This window comes from Bradyrhizobium sp. CCGUVB1N3 (genome assembly GCF_024199925.1).
GTDB lineage: Bacteria > Pseudomonadota > Alphaproteobacteria > Rhizobiales > Xanthobacteraceae > Bradyrhizobium.
In genome coordinates, this window is record NZ_JANADR010000001.1 from 6419052 (window position 1) to 6444501 (window position 25450).

General features: G+C 63.2%; 32 protein-coding genes and 1 pseudogene. 14 read left to right on the forward strand and 19 right to left on the reverse strand.

The window, feature by feature from the left end:
* Nucleotides 1-3: 3 nt before the first annotated feature.
* Complete coding sequence (gene sdhD, locus NLM33_RS30620; RefSeq protein ID WP_254101751.1) at nt 4-408, reverse strand: succinate dehydrogenase, hydrophobic membrane anchor protein; 405 nt, start codon at nt 406-408, stop codon at nt 4-6.
* On the reverse strand, nt 405-803 hold the full coding sequence (gene sdhC, locus NLM33_RS30625; RefSeq protein ID WP_254101753.1) for a succinate dehydrogenase, cytochrome b556 subunit: 399 nt from the start codon (nt 801-803) through the stop codon (nt 405-407). The genes sdhD and sdhC overlap by 4 nt, the downstream gene beginning before the upstream one ends.
* A 568-nt stretch (nt 804-1371) precedes the next feature.
* Between sdhC and NLM33_RS30630 the strand changes: the two are divergent.
* A pseudogene (locus NLM33_RS30630) lies at nt 1372-1536 on the forward strand (sulfite exporter TauE/SafE family protein); the annotation flags it as partial.
* A gap of 8 nt (nt 1537-1544) precedes the next feature.
* On the opposite strand, the gene NLM33_RS30635 reads toward NLM33_RS30630, so the two are convergent.
* Together NLM33_RS30635 and NLM33_RS30640 are read right to left on the reverse strand one after the other, a co-directional pair.
* On the reverse strand, nt 1545-2042 hold the full coding sequence (locus NLM33_RS30635) for a DUF3658 domain-containing protein (RefSeq protein WP_254101755.1): 498 nt from the start codon (nt 2040-2042) through the stop codon (nt 1545-1547).
* 31 nt (nt 2043-2073) lie between these two features.
* On the reverse strand, nt 2074-3603 hold the full coding sequence (locus tag NLM33_RS30640) for a malonyl-CoA synthase (RefSeq protein WP_254101757.1): 1530 nt from the start codon (nt 3601-3603) through the stop codon (nt 2074-2076).
* Nucleotides 3604-3689: 86 nt separating this feature from the next.
* Between NLM33_RS30640 and NLM33_RS30645 the strand changes: the two genes are divergently transcribed.
* The 4 genes from NLM33_RS30645 (at nt 3690) to NLM33_RS30660 (ending at nt 6985) form a co-directional block, all read left to right on the forward strand.
* Complete coding sequence (locus tag NLM33_RS30645; RefSeq protein WP_254101759.1) at nt 3690-4439, forward strand: SDR family oxidoreductase; 750 nt, start codon at nt 3690-3692, stop codon at nt 4437-4439.
* Between the two features lie 319 nt (nt 4440-4758).
* Nucleotides 4759-5313: a fasciclin domain-containing protein gene (locus NLM33_RS30650; protein WP_254101761.1), complete on the forward strand. Its 555-nt coding sequence runs from the start codon at nt 4759-4761 to the stop codon at nt 5311-5313.
* Nucleotides 5314-5495: 182 nt separating this feature from the next.
* Complete coding sequence (locus NLM33_RS30655) at nt 5496-6125, forward strand: cytochrome b/b6 domain-containing protein (protein ID WP_254101763.1); 630 nt, start codon at nt 5496-5498, stop codon at nt 6123-6125.
* Nucleotides 6126-6202: 77 nt separating this feature from the next.
* On the forward strand, nt 6203-6985 hold the full coding sequence (locus tag NLM33_RS30660) for a molybdopterin-binding protein (protein WP_254101765.1): 783 nt from the start codon (nt 6203-6205) through the stop codon (nt 6983-6985).
* 99 nt (nt 6986-7084) lie between these two features.
* Here the strand turns inward: NLM33_RS30660 and NLM33_RS30665 are convergent, their stop codons facing one another.
* Nucleotides 7085-8284, reverse strand: a complete 1200-nt coding sequence (locus NLM33_RS30665) for a YbfB/YjiJ family MFS transporter (RefSeq protein ID WP_254101767.1) — start codon at nt 8282-8284, stop codon at nt 7085-7087.
* Between the two features lie 132 nt (nt 8285-8416).
* On the opposite strand from NLM33_RS30665, the gene leuB reads away from it, so the two are divergent.
* Nucleotides 8417-9529 carry a 3-isopropylmalate dehydrogenase gene (gene leuB / locus NLM33_RS30670; protein WP_254101768.1) on the forward strand — a complete coding sequence of 371 codons (1113 nt, stop codon included), beginning with the start codon at nt 8417-8419 and terminating at the stop codon, nt 9527-9529.
* A gap of 133 nt (nt 9530-9662) precedes the next feature.
* Nucleotides 9663-10307, forward strand: a complete 645-nt coding sequence (locus tag NLM33_RS30675) for a DapH/DapD/GlmU-related protein (protein ID WP_254101770.1) — start codon at nt 9663-9665, stop codon at nt 10305-10307.
* Nucleotides 10308-10378: 71 nt separating this feature from the next.
* Here the strand turns inward: NLM33_RS30675 and NLM33_RS30680 are convergent, their stop codons facing one another.
* Complete coding sequence (locus NLM33_RS30680; protein WP_254101772.1) at nt 10379-10762, reverse strand: hypothetical protein; 384 nt, start codon at nt 10760-10762, stop codon at nt 10379-10381.
* 156 nt (nt 10763-10918) lie between these two features.
* Entirely contained in the window at nt 10919-11701 is a 783-nt protein-coding gene (locus tag NLM33_RS30685; RefSeq protein ID WP_254101774.1) for a hypothetical protein, read from the reverse strand.
* Between the two features lie 127 nt (nt 11702-11828).
* On the opposite strand from NLM33_RS30685, the gene NLM33_RS30690 reads away from it, so the two are divergent.
* Nucleotides 11829-12863 carry an aspartate-semialdehyde dehydrogenase gene (locus tag NLM33_RS30690; RefSeq protein WP_254101776.1) on the forward strand — a complete coding sequence of 345 codons (1035 nt, stop codon included), beginning with the start codon at nt 11829-11831 and terminating at the stop codon, nt 12861-12863.
* Nucleotides 12864-12992: 129 nt separating this feature from the next.
* On the opposite strand, the gene NLM33_RS30695 is transcribed toward NLM33_RS30690, so the two are convergent.
* Entirely contained in the window at nt 12993-13637 is a 645-nt protein-coding gene (locus NLM33_RS30695; RefSeq protein ID WP_254101778.1) for a carbonic anhydrase, read from the reverse strand.
* Nucleotides 13638-13748: 111 nt separating this feature from the next.
* Between NLM33_RS30695 and NLM33_RS30700 the strand changes: the two genes are divergently transcribed.
* Entirely contained in the window at nt 13749-14630 is an 882-nt protein-coding gene (locus NLM33_RS30700) for a CoA ester lyase (RefSeq protein ID WP_254101780.1), read from the forward strand.
* Nucleotides 14631-14692: 62 nt separating this feature from the next.
* On the opposite strand, the gene NLM33_RS30705 is transcribed toward NLM33_RS30700, so the two are convergent.
* Both NLM33_RS30705 and NLM33_RS30710 read right to left on the reverse strand, forming a co-directional pair.
* A complete protein-coding gene (locus tag NLM33_RS30705) occupies nt 14693-15091 on the reverse strand; it encodes a RidA family protein (RefSeq protein WP_254101783.1) in 399 nt (132 codons plus the stop codon).
* A 781-nt stretch (nt 15092-15872) separates the two neighbouring features.
* Nucleotides 15873-16373 carry a DUF1269 domain-containing protein gene (locus NLM33_RS30710; protein ID WP_254101785.1) on the reverse strand — a complete coding sequence of 167 codons (501 nt, stop codon included), beginning with the start codon at nt 16371-16373 and terminating at the stop codon, nt 15873-15875.
* 171 nt (nt 16374-16544) lie between these two features.
* Between NLM33_RS30710 and NLM33_RS30715 the strand changes: the two genes are divergently transcribed.
* Complete coding sequence (locus NLM33_RS30715; RefSeq protein WP_254101787.1) at nt 16545-16817, forward strand: SemiSWEET family sugar transporter; 273 nt, start codon at nt 16545-16547, stop codon at nt 16815-16817.
* 43 nt (nt 16818-16860) lie between these two features.
* Here NLM33_RS30715 and NLM33_RS30720 read toward each other — a convergent pair whose 3' ends face one another.
* From NLM33_RS30720 to NLM33_RS30735, 4 genes are all read right to left on the reverse strand, one after another.
* Complete coding sequence (locus tag NLM33_RS30720) at nt 16861-17280, reverse strand: hypothetical protein (RefSeq protein ID WP_254101789.1); 420 nt, start codon at nt 17278-17280, stop codon at nt 16861-16863.
* A gap of 229 nt (nt 17281-17509) precedes the next feature.
* Nucleotides 17510-18295, reverse strand: coding sequence for a hypothetical protein (locus tag NLM33_RS30725; protein WP_254101791.1), 786 nt, complete (start codon nt 18293-18295; stop codon nt 17510-17512).
* A gap of 159 nt (nt 18296-18454) precedes the next feature.
* Nucleotides 18455-19060, reverse strand: a complete 606-nt coding sequence (gene leuD / locus NLM33_RS30730; RefSeq protein ID WP_254101793.1) for a 3-isopropylmalate dehydratase small subunit — start codon at nt 19058-19060, stop codon at nt 18455-18457.
* Nucleotides 19061-19335: 275 nt separating this feature from the next.
* A complete protein-coding gene (locus tag NLM33_RS30735; protein ID WP_254101795.1) occupies nt 19336-19734 on the reverse strand; it encodes a metallopeptidase family protein in 399 nt (132 codons plus the stop codon).
* A 160-nt stretch (nt 19735-19894) separates the two neighbouring features.
* Between NLM33_RS30735 and NLM33_RS30740 the strand changes: the two genes are divergently transcribed.
* Nucleotides 19895-20170 (forward strand): hypothetical protein, encoded by a 276-nt coding sequence (locus tag NLM33_RS30740; RefSeq protein WP_254105968.1) that lies wholly within the window; start codon nt 19895-19897, stop codon nt 20168-20170.
* 1 nt (nt 20171) lies between these two features.
* Here the strand turns inward: NLM33_RS30740 and NLM33_RS30745 are convergent, their stop codons facing one another.
* Nucleotides 20172-20384 (reverse strand): hypothetical protein, encoded by a 213-nt coding sequence (locus NLM33_RS30745; protein ID WP_254101798.1) that lies wholly within the window; start codon nt 20382-20384, stop codon nt 20172-20174.
* 234 nt (nt 20385-20618) lie between these two features.
* On the opposite strand from NLM33_RS30745, the gene NLM33_RS30750 reads away from it, so the two are divergent.
* The 3 genes from NLM33_RS30750 to NLM33_RS30760 all read left to right on the forward strand — a co-directional run bounded on the left by NLM33_RS30750 (nt 20619) and on the right by NLM33_RS30760 (nt 21967).
* The gene (locus NLM33_RS30750; RefSeq protein WP_254101800.1) at nt 20619-20837 is read left to right on the forward strand and encodes a hypothetical protein; all 219 of its coding nucleotides are present in this window, start codon (nt 20619-20621) and stop codon (nt 20835-20837) included.
* A 97-nt stretch (nt 20838-20934) separates the two neighbouring features.
* On the forward strand, nt 20935-21198 hold the full coding sequence (locus NLM33_RS30755) for a hypothetical protein (RefSeq protein ID WP_254101802.1): 264 nt from the start codon (nt 20935-20937) through the stop codon (nt 21196-21198).
* A 208-nt stretch (nt 21199-21406) separates the two neighbouring features.
* Nucleotides 21407-21967 carry a hypothetical protein gene (locus NLM33_RS30760; RefSeq protein ID WP_254101804.1) on the forward strand — a complete coding sequence of 187 codons (561 nt, stop codon included), beginning with the start codon at nt 21407-21409 and terminating at the stop codon, nt 21965-21967.
* Between the two features lie 66 nt (nt 21968-22033).
* On the opposite strand, the gene NLM33_RS30765 is transcribed toward NLM33_RS30760, so the two are convergent.
* The 4 genes from NLM33_RS30765 to trmD all read right to left on the reverse strand — a co-directional run bounded on the left by NLM33_RS30765 (nt 22034) and on the right by trmD (nt 25445).
* Nucleotides 22034-22243, reverse strand: coding sequence for a hypothetical protein (locus tag NLM33_RS30765; protein ID WP_254101807.1), 210 nt, complete (start codon nt 22241-22243; stop codon nt 22034-22036).
* Between the two features lie 98 nt (nt 22244-22341).
* Nucleotides 22342-23748 (reverse strand): 3-isopropylmalate dehydratase large subunit, encoded by a 1407-nt coding sequence (gene leuC / locus NLM33_RS30770; RefSeq protein ID WP_254101809.1) that lies wholly within the window; start codon nt 23746-23748, stop codon nt 22342-22344.
* A gap of 459 nt (nt 23749-24207) precedes the next feature.
* Nucleotides 24208-24588 (reverse strand): 50S ribosomal protein L19, encoded by a 381-nt coding sequence (rplS, locus tag NLM33_RS30775; protein WP_254101811.1) that lies wholly within the window; start codon nt 24586-24588, stop codon nt 24208-24210.
* A 110-nt stretch (nt 24589-24698) separates the two neighbouring features.
* Nucleotides 24699-25445: a tRNA (guanosine(37)-N1)-methyltransferase TrmD gene (trmD, locus tag NLM33_RS30780; RefSeq protein WP_254101813.1), complete on the reverse strand. Its 747-nt coding sequence runs from the start codon at nt 25443-25445 to the stop codon at nt 24699-24701.
* Between the last annotated feature and the right edge of the window lie 5 nt (nt 25446-25450).

Genomic DNA, 25450 nt, shown 5'->3' on the forward strand with positions numbered 1-25450 from the left:
GGGTTACACTCCGGATGACAGCTTGAGGATCGCGTATGTCGAGGCGAGCGCCACCGCGATCGAGAAGAAGTTGTTGAGCATGACCAAAACGAGCTTCACCTTCTCGTTGTGGACGTAGTCCTCGATCACGACCTGCATGCCGATCTTCATGTGCCAGGCGCTGGCGAAGATGAAGAGCAGGAGGATCAGCGCGATCGGCAGCGAGCCGAGAATCTGCGCGGCGCCCGCCTGGTTGCGGCCGAGCAGCATCATGACGACCACGATCACGGGGAGCATCAAGAGCACCATCGCGACGCCGGTGAGGCGCTGGCGCCAAAAGTCAGAGGTGCCGGAGTGCGCGGAGCCGAGACTGCGGACGCGGCCGAGCGGCGTGCGCATGCTGCGCTTGGGCGTATCGGTCGTGCTCATCGTCCGCCTCCGATCGCGTAGGCAATGATCCAGATCAGGACAGTGAGTGCGATGCCGCCGATCAGCGCGCCCCAGGTGAGCGCCTCGCGCTCATTGGCCTTGAAACCGTAGCCGAGGTCCCAGATGAAATGCCTGATGCCGCTCAGCATGTGGTGCATCAGCGCCCAGGTGTAGCCGAACACGATCAGCCGGCCGATGATGCTGCCGGTAAAGGCCTGCACATGGGAGTACGCCGTCGGGCCGGAGGCCGCGGCGATCAGCCACCAGGCCAGCAGCAGGGTTCCGACATAGAGCGCGATACCGGTGGCGCGGTGGACGACGGACAGCGCCATCGTCAGCGTCACCCGGTAGATCTGCAGGTGTGGTGAAATCGGTCGTTCGATCCGTGCGGTCATGGGCGGCTTTGATGTTTTGTTGCGGCCCAGCAGGGGGCGCGCGGGGATCGCGAAAGGTCGGCCCTATTTACGGAGTCGAGTTAACCTGCGCAATCACCAAATCGCCATAAAGCGAACCTGGGTTCAGCCTTACAGGGGTCACGAAACGAGACTGATCAGGGGCTTGGTATACCAGAGCGACATCGGGACGTTGAAGAAATGAATTCTTCACCACTCCTTCCGGGCCTCCCCTCGCGACTTGAAATCGCAAGAGGATCGTCCTCACGCGAACCAGTCCGTTCATGCTGTAAAGTGCAGTCAAAACGGCATTGAGTGGAACCGCAAAAGAGCCTGCCGCGCCCGCCGCTTGCCCCGTTTTTTCCCTCCATCATCTCGCCAGGGCGCTTCCGATATGCGCGCTCCGCATTCCGCGCCTGTCGCTTCCCGCTGACGACCGCGCGATCGAGATAGCCTAGAAGTTGCGGACGCATCGCTCTTCGTCCAGGCGCGCCGCCCCGGCGGTTCGCCGCTAACGTGCCGGGATACGATTCGCGTGATTGCAGGTCTCGATCTCCGCTCGGCTACGTCCTCGCTGGTCGGCGCCGTGCCCGTGATGCCGATAAGCCTCGTCACCGCACCACTCGGCGTGAAGGCCGAGCATGCGATGTCCAAGCGCACGCTGGAGGCCGCGTTCGGCTGCTATCTGTTTATCGTCGGCAGTCGGTTTGGGCTGAGCCTCGCGGGTGGCCACTAGTCGACGGACTAATCTTTCAATCGCACTTCGCTGTGGAACCACATTCGGGGATCGCCAATGCCCTCGATGCGATCGGAGTCCGCCAATACCTTCAATCGGGCTGCGATCATCTCGTCACTGATCGGCAATCCCAGTTCCTTGCAGCGGTCCATCACAAGAAACACCATCATCGCGGTCTTTCGCCAATGTGGCTTCATGACCGAGAAAATGATCTCGTCGAACTGTTGATCGGTTACCGACGGCGGTAGGAGCACCTCATCCCATGTGAGCTCGCTGGAGATTGTAGGCGGCTCCCAACTGGGCTTTGGGGGCTCTAGGTCCGGGTATTGTTCGTAAATCGGCAGGAGGACCTCGTCCTCCAAAGCGGCGACGATGTCGTCAAGCCAGTCTCCCAGCTTGATCCGCTCAGCTTTGCCAAGCCCTGCGATGGCCATTCGGGCCTGGTCCAATGCCGTGCAGGCTTTGAGGAGATAATCGTTGATCCGGACAGCCTGCTCGCGTTTCATGTCTCCCCAGCCCGGAGCGATCGGGCGCCCCTTACTTCTTCGCGTAGATATCCTTGTACGTATCCCGCAAAACGTTCTTCTGCACCTTGCCCATGGTGTTGCGCGGCAGCTCGTCGACGACGAAGACGCGCTTGGGCATCTTGAACTTTGCGAGACGGCCGTCGAGCGCCTTCAGCACCGAGGCCTCGCTGACATCGGCGCCCTTGTTGCAGACCAGGACCGCGGTGACGCCCTCGCCGAAATCGGCATGCGGCACGCCGATCACGGCGGACTCGATCACGCCCGGCATGGCGTCGATCTCGCTCTCGATTTCCTTCGGGTAGACATTGAAGCCGCCTGAAATGACGAGATCCTTACCGCGGCCGAGGATGTGGACGTAGCCCTTGGCGTCGATCTTGCCGAGGTCGCCAGTGATGAAGAAGCCGTCGGAACGGAATTCCGACTTGGTCTTCTCCGGCATGCGCCAATAGCCCTTGAAGACGTTCGGGCCCTTGACCTCGATCATGCCGATTTCGTCGCGCGGCAATTCCTTGCCGGTCTCGGGGTCGGTGACGCGGGCGGAGACGCCGGGCAGCGGAAAGCCGACCGCGCCGGGCACGCGCTCGCCGTCATAGGGGTTCGACGTGTTCATGTTGGTCTCGGTCATGCCGTAGCGCTCGAGCACGGCGTGTCCAGTGCGCGCCGACCATTCGCGATGGGTGTCGGCGAGCAGCGGTGCCGAGCCCGAGATGAAGAGACGCATGTGCCTGGTCGTCTCGCGCGACAGCGCGGGGTTTTGCAAGAGGCGCGTATAGAACGTCGGCACACCCATCAGCACGGTGGCGCGCGCCATCAGCTTGACGATCAGGTCAGGGTCGAGCTTCGGCAGGAAGATCATCGACGCGCGCGAAAACAGCGTGACGTTGGTCGCCACGAACAGGCCGTGAGTGTGGTAGATCGGCAGCGCGTGGATCAGCACGTCCTTGTCGGTGAAGCGCCAGTACTCGACCAGCGTCAGCGAGTTCGAGGCGAGATTGTCGTGGGACAGCATCGCGCCCTTGGAGCGGCCGGTGGTGCCTGACGTGTAGAGGATCGCGGCGAGATCGTCATTCGCGCGTGCCACAGTGGCGAATTCGCTCTTCGCCTTCGCTGCGGCGTCCGTCAGCGAGCCTTTGCCGTCGGGCCCGAGCGTTTCGACCTTGGCCTTCACCTTGGCGGCGATCGCAGCGATGCCGTCGGCCTTGGAGGGATCGCAGACCACCAGCGACGGCTCGGCGTCGGTGATGAAGTAGTCGAGCTCGTTCAGCGTATAGGCGGTGTTGAGCGGCAGATAGACCGCGCCGGCGCGCACGGTCGCGAGGTACAGCACGATGTTGGCGACGGATTTTTCGACCTGCACCGCGACGCGGTCGCCCGGCTTTACGCCGCGCTCCACCAGCACATTCGCCATCTGGCCCGCGCGTGCGATCAGCTCGCCGTAGCTGATGCGGCCGCCGTCATGGGTCTCGATCGCAAGCCGCGTCGGATCCTCGAGGCTATCGAACAGGCGGGAAAACAGATTGGCGTTGGCAGCTTGGTTCATGCAACATTCCTCGCCGGCGAAGGCCGGTCAAAACCGAGGGCTGCATTAGCAAAAACAGCCCCGATGAAGCAACGGAGACAGTTTGCATGACGAAAGGTGGGAAACGCGTGGCCTGGGTCACGGGCGGCGGCAGCGGGATCGGGGAGGCCGGCGCGGAGGCTCTCGCGGCCGACGGCTGGACGGTGGTGGTGTCCGGGCGGCGGAAGGATGCGTTGGATACCGTGGTCGCCAAAATCACCAGAGACGGCGGGGCGGCGGCGGCGATCCCGCTCGATGTCAGCGTCGCCGCGGATGTCCAGAAAGCAGCCGATCAGATCCTGGCGAAACACGGCCGCATCGACGTCCTGGTCAACAGTGCCGGCGTCAATGTTCCCAAGCGAAGCTGGAACGACATGGAACTGGAGGGCTGGGACAAGCTCGTCGAGATCAACCTCAACGGCGTGCTCTATTGCATGCGCGCGGTGCTGCCGGCGATGCGCAGGCAGCAGGACGGATGCATCATCAACGTCTCGTCCTGGGCCGGTCGTCACGTCTCGAAGATGCCGGGCCCGGCCTACACCACGACCAAACATGCGGTGCTTGCGCTGACCCATTCCTTCAACATGGACGAGTGCGTCAACGGCCTGCGCGCCTGCTGCCTGATGCCGGGCGAGGTGGCGACGCCGATCCTGAAGCTGCGGCCGGTCGTGCCGAGCGAGGAGGAGCAGGCGAGGATGCTCCAGTCCGAAGATCTTGGCCGCACCATCGCCTTCATCGCCTCCATGCCGCCGCGCGTCTGCATCAACGAAGTGCTGATCAGCCCCACGCATAATCGCGGATTTATTCAGACGCCGTGAAGCGGGGATTGATCGGCGCGCCACACTCTCGGTGCCGTAGGGTGGGCAAAGCGAAGCGTGCCCACCATCTTTCGCGAATCTGGACATAAATGGTGGGCACGGCGCTTGCGCGCCTTTGCCCCACAGCACCGGCGTGCTTGGCGCGAGCTCGCAGCACCCCACGAATTCGCCCACCCAAAGTTTCACGCATCACAATAAATTATTGTCCGAAACCGCTCGGCAAACCCTCCCGTAGTTCGGCCAACGACGGCGCTATCGCCTCACACCTGTCGCAGGCGCCGTTGTTGCAGGACTTCATCCAGATATCGGGAGACTCTCCATGTCGAAGCGTATTGCCTATCTCGCCGCTGCCGCCTTCAGCGCACTCGCCATCACCGCAACCGTCGTCGCGCCGGTTCGTGCCGAGGAAAAGACCGTGATGGTCGGCGGCGCCGCGATGTTCCCCTCCAAGAACATCATCCAGAACGCCGTCAACTCCAAGGACCACACCACGCTGGTGGCGGCGGTGAAGGCCGCCGGTCTCGTGCAGACGCTGGAAGGCAAGGGTCCGTTCACGGTGTTCGCGCCGACCAATGCGGCCTTCGGCAAGCTGCCGGCCGGCACCGTCGACACCCTGGTCAAGCCTGAGAACAAGGCGACCCTGACCAAGATCCTCACCTACCATGTCGTGCCCGGCAAGCTCGAGGCCTCCGATCTCCTCGACGGCAAGAAGCTGAAGACCGCCGAGGGCGAGGAGCTGACGATCAAGAAGATGGACGGCAAGACCTGGATCGTCGACGCCAAGGGCGGTACCTCGATGGTGACGATCACCAACGTCAACCAGTCGAACGGCGTGATCCATGTGGTCGACACCGTGCTGATGCCGGCGACGTAACACCGCACCGCCCTGTTTCATCCCCGAACGGGACGCGCGAAACGGCGAGCCGGGGGATCCCGGCTCGCTTTTTTGTGACCGCGATGTTTCATAGGCATCGATTCGATACCTAAGAGGGCGTAACGAAACCGAAATTGCCGGCGTATATTTGTTCTCACGCGATCCCTAAGGACGGAACCACCATGTCCAGCCTTGCTGCAACCGATGCACCCGCTACCTCCTCGCCGGCGAAGGTCATTCAGCCGGTCTGGGTGCGGGTGATGCACTGGATCAACGCATTCGCCATGATCCTGATGATCATGTCGGGCTGGCAGATCTACAACGCCTCGCCGCTGTTCAATTTCAGCTTCTCCCGCGACATCACGCTCGGCGGCTGGCTCGGCGGCGCGCTGCTCTGGCATTTTGCGGCGATGTGGCTGTTGATGATCAACGGGCTCGCCTATCTCATCACCGGCCTTGCCACCGGCCGCTTCGCCAGGAAGCTGCTGCCGATCACGCCGTCCGGCGTGCTCCACGACGTCAGGGCGGCCCTGACCTTCAAGCTCGGCCATGACGATCTCACCGTCTACAATTACGTGCAGCGCCTGCTTTATGCCGGGATCATCGTGGTCGGCGTGCTCATCGTGCTGTCGGGGCTGTCGATGTGGAAACCGGTCCAACTCTACTATCTGGTGGCGCTGTTCGGCGACTATCCGACGGCACGCTACGTCCACTTCTTCTGCATGGCCGCGATCTGCGCCTTCCTCGTGGTCCACGTGGCGCTCGCGCTGCTCGTGCCGAAGAGCCTGCGCGCCATGATCATCGGCCGCTGATCGAGCATGATCCGGAAAAGTGGGAACCGGTTTTCCGACAAGATCATGCTCAGAACAAAAGATTCTCGAGGAACATCATGGCCAAGCGTTCGTTCCTGATCCCCGGCGTCGACAAGCGTCTCCTGATCAAGGATTCGCTCAAGGCGATGCCGGACCTCACCCGCCGCCGCTTCATCACGGGCGGTGCCAGCCTGGGCGCGCTGAGCCTGCTCACCGGTTGCGACGTCGTCGATTCATCGTCGGCAGAAGAAATGCTGAAGACGGTCTCGAAATTCAACGACGCCGTGCAGGCCTTCATCTTCAATCCGGACGCGCTGGCGCCGACCTTCCCGGAGAGCGCGATCACAAAGCCGTTCCCGTTCAACGCCTATTACGATCTCGACGAGGCGCCCGAGGTTTCGGCCGCGGATTGGAAGCTCGAGGTGCGCGGCCTCGTCGACAACAAGAAGTCCTGGACGCTGGACGAACTCTACCAGCTCCCGCAGGTGACGCAGATCACCCGCCATATCTGCGTCGAGGGCTGGAGCGCGATCGGAAGCTGGACCGGCACTCCGCTGCGCGATTTCCTGAAACTGATCGGCGCCGACACCCGCGCGAAATATGTCTGGTTCCAGTGCGCCGACAAGGATGGCTACAACTCCCCGCTCGACATGCGCAGCGCGCTGCATCCGCAGACGCAGATGACGTTCAAATATGCCAACGACATTCTGCCGCGCGCCTACGGTTTTCCGATGAAGATCCGCGTGCCCACAAAACTCGGCTTCAAGAACCCGAAATACGTGGTCTCGATGGAAGTCACCAACGAGTACAAGGGCGGTTATTGGGAAGACCAGGGGTATAATTCGTTCAGTGGGAGTTGACGCCACGAATTGTAGGGTGGGCAAAGCGTAGCGTGCCCACCACTTCTGTTGCGATCGTGGAGAGATGGTGGGCACGGCGCAAGAGCGCCTTTGCACACCCTACGACACCGAATGCTTCGGCCCCACCTTCCGCTGGCACAGCGCCGCCACCGCCCCGAGCGCGAGCAGCGCGGCCGAAACATTCAACGCATACGACAGGCTCCCCAGCGCATCCGTGATGGCACCCACCACGATCGGCCCAAGCGTCTGGCCGACGCCGAACGAAATCGTCATCGCCGCGATCGCCGTTGGCCATATTGCGGGCGGATAGTTGAAGCGCACGAAAGCGGTCGTTGACCCCACGACCGCGAAGAAAGCGACACCGAACACGACGGCCGAGGTCGCAAGCCACGCCGTCGAATGCCCGAGCATCGGCAAGCTCGCGCCGAGCGCATTGGTGCCGAGGATGATCGCGGTGGCGAGCCCGCCGCGGTCGAGTGCCAGTACGCCGCGCCAGACCCAGGGCGTGACGAAGGCGCTCACCCCGATCAGGCTCCAGAACGCAGCCTGCGCCGCAGCGCCGCCACCGGCATCGCGCACATAGGCGATCATGAAGGTCATGTAGGCGATGTAGCCCGCCCCGAACAGGAAGTAGCCGGCGAGATAGATCAGGATCGGCGGAAGCGCGAACGAGCCGTGGCCGGCGTCGCTGAAGCGTGCCTTGCTCTCAATGCGGATCAAGAACAGCGGGATGGTCATGGCGGCCGAGAGCAGCGTCAGCGCCCACCACACGATCCACCACGAGCCCGGCCCGAAATGCTGCAGCGTGAACGGCGCGATCAGGCCGGAGGCGAGGATGCCGATGCCGGGGCCGGCATAGAACAGGCTGAGCAGGAAATTGGCCCTTTCAGGGTGCGACTGCGCGATGGTGGCGGCCAGCGCGCCGCCGGCCACGAAGCCGGCCGCAGCGCCCAGCCCCAGCACCAATCGCGCGAGACTCAACGCGAAGAAGTTCCCGGTGAGCGCGCAGACCGCCAGGGCGGCGAGGCAGGCCAGCGTTCCGCCGCGGATCGCGGCCGACCAGCCGACCCGCTTGATCAGCCGCGAGGCCATAAGGGCACCCGCGAGGTAGCCGACGGCGTTGATGGTGTTCATGAAACCGGCGGCCGAGTAGGACCAGCTCAGGCTGTCCCGCATGTCCGGCAGTACCAGCGCATAGGCGAAGCGGCCGATGCCGAGCCCGACCGTCGCCGCCAGCGACAGCATCAGAATCAGCCGCGCAGGATGCGGCTCTCGTGGGGGGCGGTCAGGGGCGTGCAAGGGGTACTCCGGCGCGGCCGATTGTGGCAGGCCCGGTGCGCCTTGCACAGCCGCGCCGCGGCAATGGTGTCTTGCCAAGCGCGCAACGCCGCTCTAGCACTCCGGCCGAATTCGACCTCAGAGGAACCGACCATGGCGACCCATAAACTGCTGCTGCTCCCCGGTGACGGCATTGGCCCCGAAGTGATGGGCGAGGTGAAGCGGCTGATCGACTGGCTCAATGCGGCCGGGATCGCCAAGTTCGAGACCGACACCGGGCTCGTGGGCGGCGCCGCCTATGACGCGCACAAGGTGTCGATCTCCGAGGGCGACATGGCCAAGGCCAAGGACGCCGACGCCGTGATCTTCGGTGCGGTCGGCGGTCCGAAATGGGATGCCGTTCCTTACGAGGTGCGCCCCGAAGCCGGCCTGCTCCGGCTGCGCAAGGATCTCGCTTTGTTCGCCAATTTACGCCCCGCCGTCTGCTATCCGGCGCTTGCCGACGCCTCGAGCCTGAAGCGTGAGGCCATCGAGGGCCTCGACATCGTGATCGTGCGGGAGCTCACCGGCGGCGTCTATTTCGGCGAGCCAAAGACCATCACCGATCTTGGCAACGGCCAGAAGCGCGCCATCGACACCCAGGTCTACGACACCTACGAGATCGAGCGCATCGGCCGCGTCGCCTTCGAGCTTGCCAAGAAGCGCAAGAACAAGGTGACCTCGATGGAAAAGCGCAACGTCATGAAGTCGGGCGTGCTCTGGAATGAGGTCATGACCCAGGTCCACAAGCGCGAATATCCCGATGTCACGCTCGAGCACCAGCTCGCCGATTCCGGCGGCATGATGCTGGTGAAATGGCCGAAGCAGTTCGACGTCATCGTCACCGACAATCTGTTCGGCGACATGCTCTCCGACATCGCGGCGATGCTGACCGGTTCGCTCGGCATGCTGCCCTCGGCCTCGCTCGGCGAGGTCGACGTCAAGAGCAAGAAGCGCAAGGCGCTGTACGAGCCCGTGCACGGCTCGGCGCCCGACATCGCAGGCCAAGGCCTCGCCAACCCGATCGCGATGATCTCGTCCTTCGGCATGGCGCTGCGCTATTCCTTCGACATGGGCGCGCTCGCCGACAAGGTCGATGCCGCGATCGCCGCCGTGCTGGCGAGCGGCCTGCGCACCGCCGACATCAAGTCGGAAGGCACCACCGCCGCCTCGACCACGCAGATGGGCGAAGCGATCCTGAAGGAATTGCAGAAGCTGCACGCGTAACGTCAAGCACCGCAATCGTAGGGTGGGCAAAGCGCAAGCGTGCCCACCTCTTCTCTCGCGATTGCCGCGAGATGGTGGGCACGGCGCTTCGCGCCTTTGCCCACCCTACGGCGTCTTCATCGGAGCCAGCCTCATGGATGCGTCGCATCGACCCAAGATCGCGGAAACCGTCATCCATGAAACGGTGCGCCTGCGCGAGGCGCAGATCGGGCGCCGTTGCGAAGTCCTGGGCGACACGCGCATCGAGTATTCCTCGCTCGGCGACTACTCCTATCTCGGCGAGAACTGCGAGGTCGCCGACGCCGTGATCGGGAAGTTCACGGCAATCGCCAACTCGGTGCGGATCGGCGCGCCGAATCATCCGATGGGTCGTCCGTCCCAACATCGCTTTACCTATTGCCCGGAATATTACGAGGCGACAGCGACCCGCGACCGCGACTTCTTTGCGGACCGCCGCAGCGACCGGGTGATCGTTGGCAATGATTGCTGGATCGGGCACGCCGCCATCCTGCTGCCGGGCGTGAGCGTCGGCGACGGCGCGGTGATCGCCGCAGGCGCGGTCGTCAGCCGCGATGTGCCGCCCTACACGATCGTCGGCGGCGTTCCCGCGCGCTCCATCCGCAAGCGCTTTATCGATTCTGTCGCGGAAAGCCTGCGCCGTATCGCCTGGTGGGATTGGCCGGATGAGATCATCTTCGAGCGTCTGAGCGATTTCCGCTCCGAGGCGATCGAACAATTTTGCAAGCGTTACGACCCGGCTTTTGCTCCCGGCCGGTAGAGCGGGAAGACATCACAAAACAAAAATGGCCGGGCGCGAGCCCGGCCATTTTGATTCAGTCGAAGCTCGTATCAATACAGCGGGAAGTTCCTCGGATAGCCGCCGACATCAGCCGGCGTGCTGAGCGGCTGGCGATCGATCGGACGGTTGAGGTTCTCGCGCGCGAAGGTGGGGTAGCCAATCTCCGGCGGGAACGCGTAGTCCATGAACTTGCGGTCGCCCGGATTGACCTCGGTGCCGCCATCGAGCCAGGAGCGCTTGCTGACATAGATGCGGGTGCGCGGGCCTTGCTGATAGACCACGTTGGGACCATTCGACCCGTAATAGACGCGGCCGCGATCGTCATAGGTGCGCTTGGTCTTGGCATCGACCGAGGCGGTCAGGCCGATGGCGGCAACGGCTCCCGCCGCAACCCACAGCGCCAATTTGTTCGCGGCAGAGAATTTCGAGCTCATCACGTCCCCTTCAAGCGGCAGGCCGCCAATCGATTTCATCTCATACTAGCGCGCCGGGGGTGGCTGCAACTAGGTCAATTGGGTCACACCGCGCCGGAATAATTGCGCCTGCGGCCAAAAGTTGCATGAAAACCAGCCACTTGAGCTTGATGCGCGTCAAAGCGCGCCGCGCAGCTGCGCATTGTCAGCGCCCATCAGCCAGTCCGCGGAGGCGGGCGGGCCGCAAGGGCGGCGCTTCAGCTCGGCATGGGCGAACAATTCGGCGAGCTTCGGCTCGTTGCCGGAGGTGAGCAGCGTGAGCCGGCTCAGCGTGCAGGCGATCGCGGCGCGCCGGGCCAGCAGCGCGTCGCCCTGGCACGACCAGCCGGAGATCTGCAGGCCCGGCTCCTCGATCCGCTTGAAATAGCCGAGACAGCCGGACGCCTGTCCGCTCGGGCGATACAGGGCCACGGGCCCGAACTTGCTGTCGATGACCCCGGCTGCCTCGAGCGGCGTCGCGTCCTTCAGGCCCATCCGGGCCATCATGTCGGCCGGCAGGCGTGTCGCCGGGTCGAATTCGCCGCCAGGCCGGTAGATTTCGAGCTCGGCGACCGGCACCGGCGTGTCGCCCGCCCAGCGCATGACGTCCTTGCGGCCGCCCTCAGGATGCCGAAGGATGATGTAAGCGTCTGTTTTATCGTTGGAATCGAGCCGGCTGACGGCAAAGGCGGGATGCGAGCGGTCGGCCACGCGCCAGCTTGGCCTCATTGCCGGCTCGTCGTCATGCAGGCTCGACAACTGGCCGAGCGCGGCCACGCCGAGGATGGCAAGCAGCGTCAGCGTCCCCACATAGGCGAACAGGCGCGCCAGCGTGCCGACCGTCTCGTCGGTCAGGCCTAGGACTGCCAGATGGATCCTGGTTCTGGGAAATGCGGCCGGAGTGGCCTGGTACGGCGGCATCCAATGCCTTCTGGCACGGTCAAAAATTGTCTTGGCGTTGTCTTGGGGGCGGTTCTCGCATAGAAGCGCTGCGCTTCCTGGTTAAGCGTGCCGCTTCGGGAAGGCCTTTTTCATCGGAGAGTGAACGATGGGTTACAAAGTCGCAGTCGTCGGAGCGACCGGCAATGTCGGACGGGAAATGCTCAACATCCTCGATGAGCGCAAATTCCCCGCGGACGAGGTCGTGGCGTTGGCTTCACGCCGCAGCGTCGGCGTCGAGGTCTCCTATGGCGATCGAACATTGAAGGTCAAAGCGCTCGAGCACTACGACTTCTCCGACATCGACATCTGCCTGATGTCGGCGGGCGGCTCGGTCTCGAAGGAATGGTCGCCGAAGATCGGCGCCGCCGGCGCGGTCGTGATCGACAATTCCTCGGCCTGGCGCATGGACCCGGACGTGCCGTTGATCGTGCCGGAGGTGAACGCCGATGCGACCAAGGGCTTTGCCAAGAAGAACATCATCGCCAACCCGAACTGCTCGACCGCGCAGCTCGTCGTCGCGCTGAAGCCGCTGCACGACAAGGCGACCATCAAGCGCGTCGTGGTCTCGACCTATCAATCGGTGTCGGGCGCCGGCAAGGACGCGATGGACGAATTGTTCTCGCAGACCAAAGCCGTCTACACCAATGACGAGCTGATCGCGAAGAAATTCCCCAAGCGCATCGCCTTCAACGTCATCCCCCACATCGACGTCTTCATGGAGGACGGCTACACCAAGGAAGAGTGGAAGATGATGGCGGAGACCAAGAAGATCCTTGATCCCAAGATCAAGCTCTCCGCGACCTGCGTGCGCGTGCCGGTCTTCGTCGGTCATTCGGAAGCCGTCAACGTCGAGTTCGAGAACCCGCTCGCCGCGGACGAGGCGCGCGAGATCCTGCGCAAGGCGCCCGGCTGTCTCGTCATCGACAAGCAGGAGCCCGGCGGCTACGCCACGCCTTACGAAGCGGCCGGCGAGGACGCGACCTATATCAGCCGCATCCGCGAGGACGCCACGGTCGAGAACGGTCTCGCGTTCTGGTGCGTGTCGGACAATCTTCGCAAGGGCGCCGCGCTCAACGCGATCCAGATCGCCGAGGTTTTGATCAACCGCAAGCTGATCACGGCGAAAAAGAAGGCGGCGTAAGACCGATCGAGATCTTGTATGGTGGGCAAAGCGAAGCGTGCCCACCACTTCTGATGAAATCGAGAAAAGTGGTGGGCACGGCGCGTCGCGCCTTTGCCCACCCTACAAATTCTCGCCGCGTTGACGGACCTACCCTGCATCCCCCACGCTGCGAAATTCCTTCGCGACCTTGTCGAGCACGAACAGCGATCCCTCCGCGACGCCGAAATAGGCGCCGTGGAGCTGCATCTGGCCGGCGTCGACCGCCTTGCGCACGAACGGGAAGGTCATGAGGTTTTCGAGGCTGCGGAACACCCCGGCCTTCTCGATGCGCTCGACGAATTGCGCCATCGTCTCGCGCTCGCGCTGCTCGACGACCTCGCCGGGCTTGATGAACATCTGCATCCATTTGCCGATGAAGTCGCCGGGTGTGAGCGGCTCGATCTTGTCGACGAAGGCGCGGATGCCGCCGCATTGCGCGTGCCCGAGCACCACGATGTGCTTCACCTTCAGCACCGTCACGGCATATTCCAGCGCCGCCGAGACGCCATGCGCGTTCTCGTCGGGCTGATACGTCGGCACCAGATTGGCGATGTTGCGGACGACGAAGAGCTCGCCCGGGCCGACGTCGAAGATCACTTCGGGCGAGACACGGGAATCGCAGCAGCCGATCACCATCACTTCCGGCGACTGCCCCTTCACCGACAGTTCGCGATAGCGGCTCTGCTCGGCCGGCAGCCGCTGGGTGGCGAAGGCCTTGTAGCCTTGCAGCAAGTGCTCAGGGAATGTGACCATGGCCTATGCCTAATCATATACCGCAGGGGTGAACAAGCCTTTCGAATAGGCAGTCCAGGTGCTATCGGCTCGGGCTAGAAAACATTCGAGGAACCCGGAAGGAACGCCAGCATGACCCGCCCGCGCCGCAGCCATCTGTTCATGCCTGGCTCCAACCCCCGCGCGCTGGAAAAGGCCCGCAACCTGCCGGCCGACGGCCTGATCCTGGACCTGGAGGACTCCGTCGCCCCCGATGCCAAGGCGGTGGCGCGGGACCAGATCGCCGCGGCGATCGCCGCAAAAGGCTTTGGCAGGCGCGAGATCCTGATCCGGACCAACGGTCTCGATACGCCCTGGTGGGCCGACGATGTCGCCATGGCCGCCAAGGCATCGCCGGACGGCATCCTGGTTCCAAAGGTCTCCAGCGTCGAGGATCTCGACACGATCGGCCGGTGGCTCGCCGAACTCGGCGCGGCCCCGAACGTGAAGGTCTGGGCCATGATCGAGACCGCGCGCGCGGTGCTGCATGCCGAGGAACTGTCGGCGGCCTCGCGCGATCCCAACACGCGTCTCGTCGGCTTCGTGTTCGGGCCGAACGACATCTCGCGCGAGACGCGAATCAGGATGCTGGAGGGCCGCGCCGCGATGATCCCGATGATCACCCATTGCATCCTGGCGACGCGCGCGCACGGCCTCGAAATCCTCGATGGGCCCTATAGCGACATCAACAATTCGAGCGGCTTTGCCACCGAATGCGCGCAGGGGCGCGATCTCGGCTTCGACGGCAAGACGCTGATTCATCCCTCGCAGATCGAGGCCTGCAACGTCATCTTCACGCCGCCCGAGGAGGACGTCACGCGGGCCCGCAAAATCATCGCGGCGTTCGAATTGCCGGAGAATATCTCGCGCGGCGCCATCCGCCTCGACGGCCAGATGGTCGAACGCCTGCACGCCGACATGGCGCGGCGCACGATCGCCATCGCGGATGCGATCGTCGCGATGGGTAAGGCGTAGCGCGCACGCTTAAAGGCGACGTCCGTCTTTCTGACGTCCAGCGGACGTCTTCTCGCAACGGATCATCGCTCTCTCGTCACCGCAGTAAGGTTCATCGTAAGCAAGACGCCTGGCTTAGGGAGTTCGTGGACAGAGAAAACTGTGCGCGCAGGTCTGTGGTCGCCCATCATCTCGACATAGGCAGCATTCATCGCCTCGAAGTCGGACATGTGCTGCAAGAAGACATTGATGTGAGTAACGTGGTTGAGGTCGGAGCCGACAGCATCAAGCATCACTTTGAATGAATTGAAGATCTGTCGTGTCTGGGCATCGATGTCTGCCCCTGCCAAATGTCCTGTAACCGGATCAACGCCAGCGGTCCCCCCAATCCATATATGTTCACCGACTTTGGCGATGTGACTATAAGGTCCGATCGGTTTCGGCGTGTTCGGCGGTGTGAGTGTCTCTACGCGGGATTTCATCGTTGGCCTCATTTCGTATCTCACATACCAACTCGCCGGCAGGTCTGAAAGTCGCCCCATCTGAGGGCAGGGCAATGGCAGATGCAAAAGAACCGGACGAGCAGTCTCTTTGCGGCCCATCCTTCGAGACGCCCGCCGTTGGCGGGCTCCTCAGGATGAGGTCTTAGTTTCGAGGCAAAATCTTAGACCCTCATGGTGAGGAGCGCCGCTTGCGGCGCGTCTCGAACCATGAGGCGGACGCGATTGTGGCGATGAGCAGGGGTTCTCAGAAAGAGCGATATCCGCCCCCTCTGACGCCTGCGGCCGGGCAAAGCGGCAATGATCACCTGTTCGGAATTCTCTCAGGGAGTGTTTGCGGTCGCTGGATTCCCGGCCGACTTGGCCCCGGTCGACCTGGTCTCGGTGGACGAGCAGCGGGTGGGCGAACTGTCGGCGGGCGTGCCACCGGGCGCTGATGTGGCCGTCGCCACCCATGCCAGCCGGCTGGACCACCCCAGCCCATGCCGCGCCGCCAATTGTAGCCACACCAGTACCAGCCGCCGCCCCGCCATCCGCCATTGTACCAACAGTAACGGCGGCCTCACGCAGGCCCAGTGGTGCGATAAGACCCGCCTGCGAACGACCGCCGGTCGTCACGACCACCGCCGAAGCAGCCGCAATAGCGAGCACCCATAAAGTCAATTTGCGCATCATGGCTCCCTCGCTCCGCCCGAGCCCCGGAATGACGGAACGGACAGTCGCAGTTACAACACCAGGCAACCTTGAACCATGCAGGCTTGAACTATGCGGCCTTGGACTGAGTTGCGGCTGCGAGGGTATCGCGCAGGTGCTTTTCCTTCTTTTCATCGAGCGAGGTCTTGAGGACCGTTCCTCCCGCATCCTTGATCTCATTGAGAACCTTGTCTGCGGTCATGCTCTGGATCAGCAGGAACAGAACGGCATCTCCCGATTTCACCTTCGCGGCGAGATCTTTCATGAACTGATCTCTGATCCCGAAATCGGTCAGCGCGCCGCCCAATGCGCCTGCGCCGGCGCCGAGAGCTACGCCGATAAGGGGATTCAGGAACACCAATCCAAACAGCAGTCCCCAGAAGCTGCCGCTTGCGGCGCCTGTCATCGCCGTGTTCACAAGCTGATTGAGTTTGACAGAATCTCCGGTTTTGACCGCGATCACGGCATCATGGATCTTGATCAGATACTCCTTCTGGAGCTTGAGTATTTTCTGCCGAACTTCTTCTGCCTTGGCTTCGGATGGGTACACGATCGCAACAAGGTCTGACATTGAACACTCCCGTATTGACTTGAGTGCTGCCCCTGATCCGCCTGATACGTGCCGCCTCGTTTAACACAGACCGAAAAGTCTCCTGCCGGCTAATCGGTTCCATGTGTTCACAAGTCGGAGATGGAGGGCGCACCACAAGCTTGCCTGCCCGCGCATGTGTGAGGAGGGGTGATGGATCTCAGTCAAATCATCGGCTTCGTGGCGGGTTTCGGGACAACTTTCGCCGCTCTGCCCGATCTCATTGCGATGTTGAAACGACGCTCCAGTGTCGGCATGAACCCCAGAATGGCAGCCATCACGGGCACTTTTCAAATTCTCTGGGTGATCTATGGCGTCTCAATCGGCTCGCGGAACATCGTCATCTGGAACGTAATCGCAGTCTTGACCAACTATCTTACCGTCGGGGCATACATGTACTTTCGTCGCCAGGAAGCGCGATCGTGATGACATAGCGTACGCACATTCGGCCGCTGTCTCCCGAACCTCGTTAGTGCGTCGCGCCGCCCGTGCGATCCAGCGTCTCCAGCGTTGAGGCGTTCGGGCAATAGCCCTCATAATTTTCGGCGGCAGTGCCGTCGGCGAGATCGCGGTGGCAGTGCGCCTTTTCGTTGCACAGCGCGCAGACGCGCTCCATGTCGCGCAGCAGAAGCGGCTGGGCGCGGCCGAGCTGTTCTTCGCTGATGCCGAGCTGCGCCAGCATTTTCGGAAGCTCGTTGGCGGCATGATGGCCGTGACGGACCAGCTCCTCGAGATCATCCGGCGACACGCGCAGATCGCTTGCGATCCGGTTGAAATCGGAACGATCGAGCTGCCGCATTTCGTTCAGCTCGCGGCGGTGCTTCAGCCAGCCGGCAAAGGAATCGATGAGGTTCTGCACCACGGGATAGGGTCTGCTCTCGGTGCTCATGCCAAGCTCCATTCGGCGGTATTGCAGGGAGTAGAGCAGACCTGCAGGAAATTGCGTTGCGCTGGATCAAACAGGAATGATGAGGCCGCTGATCCCGCGTCACGGACGCGCTGCAGCGTGAAACGCTGCTCCGCAGAGCCGGGACCCATCTCGCTTCTCATCGCTGGGCCCCGGTTCAGCAGCGCACCGCTTCGCGCTGCGCCGCGTCCGGGGCACGAGAGCAGAGCTGTTACGCAAACCGCTCCGCTGCCCAGGCATACAGGCTGCCGGGAATCGGCTTCTGGCCGCCGCGTCCCTTGGGCGAGATGTGCAGGCCGATGATGTCGGGGTTGGCAACGAGGTCGAGATAGTTGGACGGTTCGAAGAACAGCTTTGGCTCGGCGTGCACCGCGTAGAACGATTGCTTCGGCAGCGCCCGCTGCAATTCGCCGAAGCGGTGCGCGAGCGCAGTCAGCGCGGCGGGGCCATAAATCGCGACGCGAATATCCGAGAGACGGTTCGAGCCGCCGCGCAGGCGGCGTATCGCAAAGGTCAGGCGGTGGCGCAGCGACAGCCAGTCCGGCGTCAGCTCCTCCTGCTCCATCAGCGCCTCGAATGCGCGGACGATGCCGTGCTCGGCCGGCAGGTACAGCACGGAGTTGCCGAGCTGGCGCGGCCGCTCCCAGGCGAAATAGGGTTCTGCCGAATCGATCTCGACAGGCTTCAGGAGCAGCACATCGGCGTCGAGCCAGACGCCTGCGCTCTTAGCCATCAGCTTCATGCGGAAGAAGTCGCTGAACTGAAGCGTGGTCCAGTCGCGCCAGCTTCCGTCCGGCTGCGGCGGCCGCAGCTTTTCCGAGAACGCATGCGGCAGGATCGCTTCGGCCTCGGCATTGTCGACGCCGGCAGGTAGACCCGGAATCGTATCGAAGCTGTAGACCGTGACCTTATGTCCGGCCTTAAGCTGCGAGCGCAGACAGGTCTGGCGCAGCGCGTCCATCTTGCCATGCCAGAAGGTGACGATCTCGGGCAACATGCGGGCAAGCTATAAATGACAAACGCAAGAGGGCAAAGAACAAGAGGGCAAAGAAAAAGCCCCGGCGCTGTCAGCACCGGGGCTCGAAACGGCACTAGAGCATGATCCGGAAAAGTGTGAAGCGGTTTTCCGAAAAGATCATGCTCAAACAACAGGATCTCAAGCCCAGGCGCGCTCGCGCTTGAGCTTTTCCTCGTAGGTGTCGATCGAGGCCTTCTTCTCCATCGTCAGGCCAATATCGTCGAGGCCGTTGATCAGGCAGTGCTTGCGGAACGGATCGATCTCGAACTTGACCTTGCCGCCGTCGGGGCCGCGGATCTCCTGGTTGGGCAGGTCGATGGTGAGCGTTGCATTGGCGCCGCGCTCGGCATCGTCGAACAGCTTGTCGAGGTCTTCCTGCGAGACGCGGATCGGCAGAATGCCGTTCTTGAAGCAGTTGTTGTAGAAGATGTCGCCGAACGAGGTCGAGATCACGCAGCGGATGCCGAAGTCGAGCAGCGCCCAGGGCGCGTGCTCGCGGCTCGAGCCGCAGCCGAAATTGTCGCCGGCAACCATCACCTTGGCGTTGCGGTAAGCCGGCTGGTTGAGCACGAAATCCGGATTCTCGCTGCCGTCGTCCTTGTAGCGCTGCTCGGAGAAAAGCCCCTTGCCAAGGCCGGTGCGCTTGATGGTCTTCAGATACTGCTTCGGAATGATCATGTCGGTGTCGACATTGATGATCTTCAGCGGCGCCGCGACGCCTTCCAGCGTGGTGAATTTGTCCATGTTGCGCTTCCCGGGTAGGTCAGGGGAACGGCTGTTTATCCCGATCGGGGCCCAAATCCTAGGCCAAATTCGGCAGATCTCGTCTGCTTATTGCCACGAGGGAGGTGCGCTCCCTCTCCAGCTTGCGGGAGAGGGTTGGGGTGAGGGTGTCTCCCCAACCGATGGCCCCTGTGTGGAGACAGCCCCCACCCGCGCCTTCGGCGCGACCTCCCCCGCAAGCGGGAGAGGTTGACCGAGCCTGCGGCCCAATCGATCCAACCTCACGCCATTCCGCTCTAGTCTGCGGAGGCCTCAATCGCGGCCATATCGTCGTCGGAGAGACCGAAATGGTGGCCGATCTCGTGGATCAGCACGTGGCGGACGATATGGCCCAGCGTCTCCTCGTGCTCGGCCCAGTAGTCCAGGATCGGCCGGCGGTAGAGCCAGACCATGTTGGGCAGCCGCGCCACGTCGCCAAGGCTCTGCTGCGGCAGGCCGACCCCCTGGAACAGGCCGAGCAGGTCGAACTCGCTCTCGCAGTCCATCTCGTCCAGGACCTCCTCGGTCGGGAAGTCGTCGACGCGGATGATCACGCCTTCGCAGAGATCGCGAAAGTGTTTGGGCAGGCGCTCGAAGATGTCATGCGCCACCACCTCCATTTCGGCGAGCGAAGGCGCTTTCAATTCCGTCCACATGCCTCCTCTTAGCGCGGGTTCCCCGGCGATGCATCCGGCTTTATGATGGCGGCAAGGTTGACGCGCGGCGCCAAAACGGGGAGCGTACGGAGCCTCGATGGGGACGGTTCAGGTGGGTGGTACGATGCGGGCGGGAACAGCGGCACAGATCTTACTTTGCATGGGGTTGTTTTCGTTGTTTTTTGATTCCGGCGCGCAGGCCCAGACGACTGGTGCCGAAGTCCGGTTGGCCCAGGTCTTTTCGCCGGATGCCCCGCCGCCGCGCCGCCGGCCGCGGTTGCGGGTGGTGCCCTACGAGACGCCGGACGGGGTCTATCCGCGGTACAATCCCGGCCCGGACGCGGTGCGGGAATGCAATGCCACCTATGTGCAGGAATATCGGCCGAGCGGCACCGTGATCGTGCCGCGCATGAGTTGCTACTGGCGGCGCGGATAAACTAACGGCCGCGCAGCGCGCCAATCAGGCCAACGCCGACGATGAGCGCGGAGGCGCCATAGACCAGGATCGCCATCACCGCTTGCGCGAACGGGCTCGCCGTGCCGGCCTCGACGCCCGGTCCCTGGGCGGCGAGCGCCGCCTCCGAGCCGAACAGCGTGACCGTTGAAACAGCAAGGCGAGACACCGGCAGCCCACTGCGAGACTGTGCCATGACCATCTCCTGCATCTGGTCGTCCAGAAGATACGCCGATCATTGACGGTTGGTTTTGTTGGCGCAAACGAAATGTGTTGCGCAGGTCTCGAGAGCATCTGGCCGCAGATCTTTCGCGTTTGTGTCTTCGCATTCATCTTTGCGGCGCGTTCATTCATACACGATTCAGGCCGTCGCCTCTAGCGTCCTCTCCGTGACGATTGCGTCACACAATCGAGATCAGAGGAGGACGACATGCAATCAACGAAGGTCAAGGTGCTCAGCCTCGCTGCCGTCGCAGCAGTGCTTACGTGTGCTGTGTCCGTCGAGCGTGCGCAGGCCGTATCCCTGATCAATCCCGGCGCCGCGCAAGCGGTGCAGGATGTCGCTGCTACAACGACGGAAGTGCACTGGCATGGCTGGCACCATCATCATTGGCGCTGGCACCATTGGCATCACCGTCGCTGGTGGTGACGCGTCGATCGGCGGCAAAACAGGCCCGGATAACCGGGCCTGTTTTCGCTTGCGGATGACGTCGCGAAGGCTCCATGCTGGCGGCATGGAGATTGTCATGAAGACAGCGATCGTGATCGTCGGCGCTTTGGGACTGGCGATGGCCTTGCCGGATGCCTCGGTTGCGGCAACGTCAATCGCAATGCAGCAGCAGCCGTCGGCGCGAACAGCCGATTTCGGCGCGCCGCGTCACGACCGATACGCACATCGCGTTCGGCACGTGCCCTATCAGCCGCACTACTACGCGCGGCCCGTCTATTATCGGCCGTATCCCTACCGTGTGCCCGCTCCCTTCGTGCTCGGCTTCGGGCCGTGGTGGTGACGGCGCGCTCTTGCTTGGCGCAACTTCACACACTCTCGCAGCGCTCCGCCGCAGCCGATCTGCCGGAATGTGATTCATTCATGAGGGGTTCACGTCGCTGTCCCTAATTTAATCTGGGGAGCGACCGCACATGAACAGCGCCCGCCAAGCCCGCCTCGCACTTCGAGGCGGAGCTCACAACCGCGCTGTCCAGATCCAGGAGGGTTTGATGCTGAGGAGTCTTGATCCCCGGGCAAGCGTGATCCGCTTGTTCGGACTTGCGGCCGTGGCAGCGCTGGTGCTGTCGGCAGGGATTGCGCAGCGCGCCGAGGCGCTGACCCCAATCAATCCGGTCGCCTTACCGGCAGCGAAGGCCGCTACCGAAGACATGGTCACGCAGGTTCGTCACGGTGGTGGCGGTGGTGGCTTCCGTGGTGGTGGCGGTTTTCACGGTGGCGGAGGCTTTCATGGCGGTGGCGGTGCGCATTTCGGCGGCTTCCACGGTGGGGGTTTCCACGGCGGTGGCTTCCGCGCCGCGCCGGCATTTCACGGTGGCGGCTCTCGTTATGGCGGCTTCCGCTATGGCGGATATCACCGTCACTGGGGCTATCGTCCCTCTTACGGCTATCGCCACTTCCACCGGCGCTACTACTACGGCGGCTACTATCCCTATTACAGCTATCCGCGCCGCTGCCGGGTGATCTGGACCTATTGGGGCCCGCGCCGCATCTGCCGGTGGCACCATTGGCATCGCTGGCATCACTGGCACCGGCCGTACCGTTATTGGTGATGTGAAGCGCAACGGCTGAATCGAGAAGGGCGCCCGCGAGGCGCCCTTGGTTTGCGCTGCGTCAGCTCAGAGCCAATCCTTGAGCTTCCAGGATGCAGACTTCCAGCGCATCAGATTGTCGAGCTTCCATTGCCGGAACATCGCCGGCGGCCAGCGGCTGAGGCGCGAGGTCTCCTCGACCTCAGGCTTGGCGACGACGCGCAACGGCGTCGCGCGCCGCCGATGCTGGCGTGTCGCGTCGCTGACGAGATCGACATATTCGGGCTTGTTGGCCATGGCCTTTTCATCCTCGCGAGCTCGTCGCGAGGATGAAGTCTTGGGGCATGCCGCTTAAGGCACGCTTGCCCGGATCGTTAGAATTGCGCGGGAGTGGCTCAGCGCCAATCCCTGACGTCGACGAAGTGACCGGCGATCGCCGCCGCCGCCGCCATCGCCGGCGAGACGAGGTGCGTGCGGCCCTTGAAGCCCTGACGGCCCTCGAAATTGCGGTTCGAGGTCGAGGCGCAGCGCTCTTCCGGCTTCAGCTTGTCCGGGTTCATGGCGAGGCACATCGAGCAGCCCGGCTCACGCCATTCGAAGCCGGCCTTGATGAAGATCTTGTCGAGACCTTCCGCTTCGGCCTGCTCCTTCACGATGCCGGAGCCCGGCACGACCATGGCGTTGACATGGGCGCTGACGGTCTTGCCCTCGGCGATCTTCGCCGCGGCGCGCAGGTCCTCGATGCGGCCGTTGGTGCAGGAGCCGATGAAGACGCGATCGAGCTTGATGTCGGTGATCTTGGTGCCTGCTGATAGCCCCATATATTTCAGCGCGCGATGCTTGGAGAGGCGCTTGGCCTCATCCGCGATCTTGTCCGGATCCGGCACGAGGCCGGTCACCGAGATCACGTCTTCAGGCGAGGTGCCCCAGGTCACGATCGGCGGCAGCTTGGCAGCATCGAGCCGCAGCTCGTGGTCGAAATGCGCGCCGTCGTCGGAGCGCAACTTCTCCCAATAGCGCATCGCGGCATCCCAGGCGGCGCCCTGCGGCGATTTGGGGCGGCCGCGCAGGAAGTCGAACGCCTTCTGGTCGGGCGCGACGAGGCCGGCGCGCGCGCCGCCTTCGATCGACATGTTGCAGACCGTCATGCGGCCTTCCATGCTGAGCGCGCGGATCGCATCGCCGGCATATTCCAGCACATAGCCGGTGCCGCCCGCGGTGCCGATCTCGCCGATGATGGCCAGGATGATGTCCTTGCCCGTCACGCCCTCCGGCAATTTGCCGTCGACGGTGACGCGCATGTTCTTCGCCTTCTTCTGGATCAGCGTCTGCGTCGCCAGCACGTGCTCGACCTCGCTCGTACCGATGCCGTGCGCGAGCGCGCCGAAGGCGCCATGCGTCGAGGTGTGGCTGTCACCGCAGACGATGGTGGTGCCGGGCAGCGTAAAACCCTGCTCGGGGCCGATGACGTGGACGATGCCCTGGCGCTTGTCGAACTCGTTGTAATATTCGATGCCGAATTCCTTGGCGTTCTCGGCGAGCGCCTTGATCTGCTCGATGCTTTCGGGATCGGGGTTCGGCTTGGTGCGATCGGTGGTCGGAACGTTGTGGTCGACGACGGCGAGCGTCTTCTCCGGCGCGTGCACCTTGCGCCCCGTGGCGCGCAGGCCTTCGAAGGCCTGCGGCGACGTCACCTCATGGACGAGGTGCCGGTCGATATAGAGCAGGCAGGTGCCGTCCTCGGCTTCGTGCACCAAATGGTCGTTCCAGATCTTGTCGTACAGGGTGGTCGGCTTGGACATGAGCGTGAGCTCCGGGAATGTTGTGAGCGGAAGAGCGCGCCTTACGCGCGGGGCAACAAAATCGTCAGCGCAGCGTTTAAGCTGCGCGTCTAAGCTCTGACGTTGCCGAGGTCGCAAAGCGTCCGAAGAACCGGCCAGGCAGCCGCGAGCGATCGTCGATGACGATGCGTTTGATGGGCTCGTTGCTGGTCCGATCTGGAAACATTCCAGGAATATATAGCAGGCCGATTTGGAAGCGCGAGGGCTTTCAATGCACGCACAGGACATGCCCCTCACCCTGAGGAGCGCGCCTTGGCGCGCGTCTCGAAGGGCGAGGCCACAGACCGGGGCCTTCATCCTTCGAGACGCGCGTTCCGCGCTCCTCAGGATGAGGGACTGGCACTACAGGCTTGGCGTGAGTGCAACAAAAAAGCGCGGAGCCAAGCCCCGCGCTTTTTGTCGATCCGCCTATTGCGAAGATTACTCGTTGACTGCAGTCGCGCGGTCCTGCTTCTCGACGATGCGGGCCGACTTGCCGCGGAGATTGCGCAGGTAATAGAGCTTGGCGCGACGCACCTTGCCGCGACGCACCACCTTGATCGAGTCGATCATCGGGGAGAGCAGCGGGAACACGCGCTCGACGCCCTCGCCGTAGGAGATCTTGCGCACGGTGAAGCTCTCGTTGAGGCCACCACCGGAACGGCCGATGCAGACGCCTTCATAGGCCTGCACGCGGGTGCGGTCGCCTTCGACGACCTTCACGTTGACGATCACGGTGTCGCCGGGGGCGAATTCCGGAATCTCCTTACCGGCGGAGAGCTTGTCGAATTGCTCTTTTTCGAGCTGCTTGATCAGGTTCATGGGTAATTCTCCATCGGCGCGCCCAGCCGAATAAAGAGGGGGCTGCGCGAAATTCGTCTATCCAGCCATTGCGGATTTGGCCGCTCCTATAAGGCAAGCGGGAGCGTTTGTCACCCGTCTGTCGTGTTTTTTGGCGTTTTTTGGCCGGAGGCCCGATTCGCCGCTTTTTCCCACAGATCCGGCCGCCGGGCGGCCGTCAGGGCCTCGGATTCGGCCCGCCGCCAGGCCGCGACTTTGGCGTGATCGCCGGAGGTCAGGATTTGGGGGATCGGAACTCCCTCAAACAGTTGCGGACGGGTGTACTGGGGATACTCCAAAAGGCCGTCCGAGAAGCTTTCATCGGTTCCCGAGGCCTCCTTGCCCATCACCCCCGGCAGCAGCCGGACGCAGGCGTCGATCAGCGCCAGCGCGGCGATTTCCCCGCCTGAGAGCACGTAATCGCCGATCGAGACCTCCTCGAGGCCCCGTCCGTCGATCACCCGCTGGTCGATCCCCTCGAACCGGCCACAGACGATCAGGGGGCCCGGGCGCTGTGCCAGCTCGACGACGCGGGCCTGGGTCAGTGGCCGACCGCGGGGGCTCATCAGCAGCTTTGGCCGCTCCGGGCCGATTTCGGCGGCATCGATGGCCGCGGCCAGGACATCCGCCCGCAGCACCATGCCCGGCCCGCCCCCGGCCGGCGTGTCGTCGACGCTGCGGTGACGATCGGTCGCGGACGCGCGGATGTCCCGCGCCTCGAGCTCCCAGAGGCCCGTGGCCAGCGCCCGGCCGGCGAGGCTCACGCCGAGCGGCCCCGGAAACATCTCCGGAAACAGCGTCAGCACCGTCGCGCGCCAGGGTGAGGAGGAGGTTGTCATTGCTT

Coding starts and splice junctions, on each gene's coding strand:
- sdhD (WP_254101751.1), bottom strand. CDS start 408: ATGAGCACGACCGATACGCCCAAGCGCAGCATGCGCACGCCGCTCGGC.
- sdhC (WP_254101753.1), bottom strand. CDS start 803: ATGACCGCACGGATCGAACGACCGATTTCACCACACCTGCAGATCTAC.
- NLM33_RS30635 (WP_254101755.1), bottom strand. CDS start 2,042: ATGAAACGCGAGCAGGCTGTCCGGATCAACGATTATCTCCTCAAAGCC.
- NLM33_RS30640 (WP_254101757.1), bottom strand. CDS start 3,603: ATGAACCAAGCTGCCAACGCCAATCTGTTTTCCCGCCTGTTCGATAGC.
- NLM33_RS30645 (WP_254101759.1), top strand. CDS start 3,690: ATGACGAAAGGTGGGAAACGCGTGGCCTGGGTCACGGGCGGCGGCAGC.
- NLM33_RS30650 (WP_254101761.1), top strand. CDS start 4,759: ATGTCGAAGCGTATTGCCTATCTCGCCGCTGCCGCCTTCAGCGCACTC.
- NLM33_RS30655 (WP_254101763.1), top strand. CDS start 5,496: ATGTCCAGCCTTGCTGCAACCGATGCACCCGCTACCTCCTCGCCGGCG.
- NLM33_RS30660 (WP_254101765.1), top strand. CDS start 6,203: ATGGCCAAGCGTTCGTTCCTGATCCCCGGCGTCGACAAGCGTCTCCTG.
- leuB (WP_254101768.1), top strand. CDS start 8,417: ATGGCGACCCATAAACTGCTGCTGCTCCCCGGTGACGGCATTGGCCCC.
- NLM33_RS30675 (WP_254101770.1), top strand. CDS start 9,663: ATGGATGCGTCGCATCGACCCAAGATCGCGGAAACCGTCATCCATGAA.
- NLM33_RS30680 (WP_254101772.1), bottom strand. CDS start 10,762: ATGAGCTCGAAATTCTCTGCCGCGAACAAATTGGCGCTGTGGGTTGCG.
- NLM33_RS30685 (WP_254101774.1), bottom strand. CDS start 11,701: ATGCCGCCGTACCAGGCCACTCCGGCCGCATTTCCCAGAACCAGGATC.
- NLM33_RS30690 (WP_254101776.1), top strand. CDS start 11,829: ATGGGTTACAAAGTCGCAGTCGTCGGAGCGACCGGCAATGTCGGACGG.
- NLM33_RS30695 (WP_254101778.1), bottom strand. CDS start 13,637: ATGGTCACATTCCCTGAGCACTTGCTGCAAGGCTACAAGGCCTTCGCC.
- NLM33_RS30700 (WP_254101780.1), top strand. CDS start 13,749: ATGACCCGCCCGCGCCGCAGCCATCTGTTCATGCCTGGCTCCAACCCC.
- NLM33_RS30705 (WP_254101783.1), bottom strand. CDS start 15,091: ATGAAATCCCGCGTAGAGACACTCACACCGCCGAACACGCCGAAACCG.
- NLM33_RS30710 (WP_254101785.1), bottom strand. CDS start 16,373: ATGTCAGACCTTGTTGCGATCGTGTACCCATCCGAAGCCAAGGCAGAA.
- NLM33_RS30715 (WP_254101787.1), top strand. CDS start 16,545: ATGGATCTCAGTCAAATCATCGGCTTCGTGGCGGGTTTCGGGACAACT.
- NLM33_RS30720 (WP_254101789.1), bottom strand. CDS start 17,280: ATGAGCACCGAGAGCAGACCCTATCCCGTGGTGCAGAACCTCATCGAT.
- NLM33_RS30725 (WP_254101791.1), bottom strand. CDS start 18,295: ATGTTGCCCGAGATCGTCACCTTCTGGCATGGCAAGATGGACGCGCTG.
- leuD (WP_254101793.1), bottom strand. CDS start 19,060: ATGGACAAATTCACCACGCTGGAAGGCGTCGCGGCGCCGCTGAAGATC.
- NLM33_RS30735 (WP_254101795.1), bottom strand. CDS start 19,734: ATGTGGACGGAATTGAAAGCGCCTTCGCTCGCCGAAATGGAGGTGGTG.
- NLM33_RS30740 (WP_254105968.1), top strand. CDS start 19,895: ATGGGGTTGTTTTCGTTGTTTTTTGATTCCGGCGCGCAGGCCCAGACG.
- NLM33_RS30745 (WP_254101798.1), bottom strand. CDS start 20,384: ATGGCACAGTCTCGCAGTGGGCTGCCGGTGTCTCGCCTTGCTGTTTCA.
- NLM33_RS30750 (WP_254101800.1), top strand. CDS start 20,619: ATGCAATCAACGAAGGTCAAGGTGCTCAGCCTCGCTGCCGTCGCAGCA.
- NLM33_RS30755 (WP_254101802.1), top strand. CDS start 20,935: ATGAAGACAGCGATCGTGATCGTCGGCGCTTTGGGACTGGCGATGGCC.
- NLM33_RS30760 (WP_254101804.1), top strand. CDS start 21,407: ATGCTGAGGAGTCTTGATCCCCGGGCAAGCGTGATCCGCTTGTTCGGA.
- NLM33_RS30765 (WP_254101807.1), bottom strand. CDS start 22,243: ATGGCCAACAAGCCCGAATATGTCGATCTCGTCAGCGACGCGACACGC.
- leuC (WP_254101809.1), bottom strand. CDS start 23,748: ATGTCCAAGCCGACCACCCTGTACGACAAGATCTGGAACGACCATTTG.
- rplS (WP_254101811.1), bottom strand. CDS start 24,588: ATGAACCTGATCAAGCAGCTCGAAAAAGAGCAATTCGACAAGCTCTCC.
- trmD (WP_254101813.1), bottom strand. CDS start 25,445: ATGACAACCTCCTCCTCACCCTGGCGCGCGACGGTGCTGACGCTGTTT.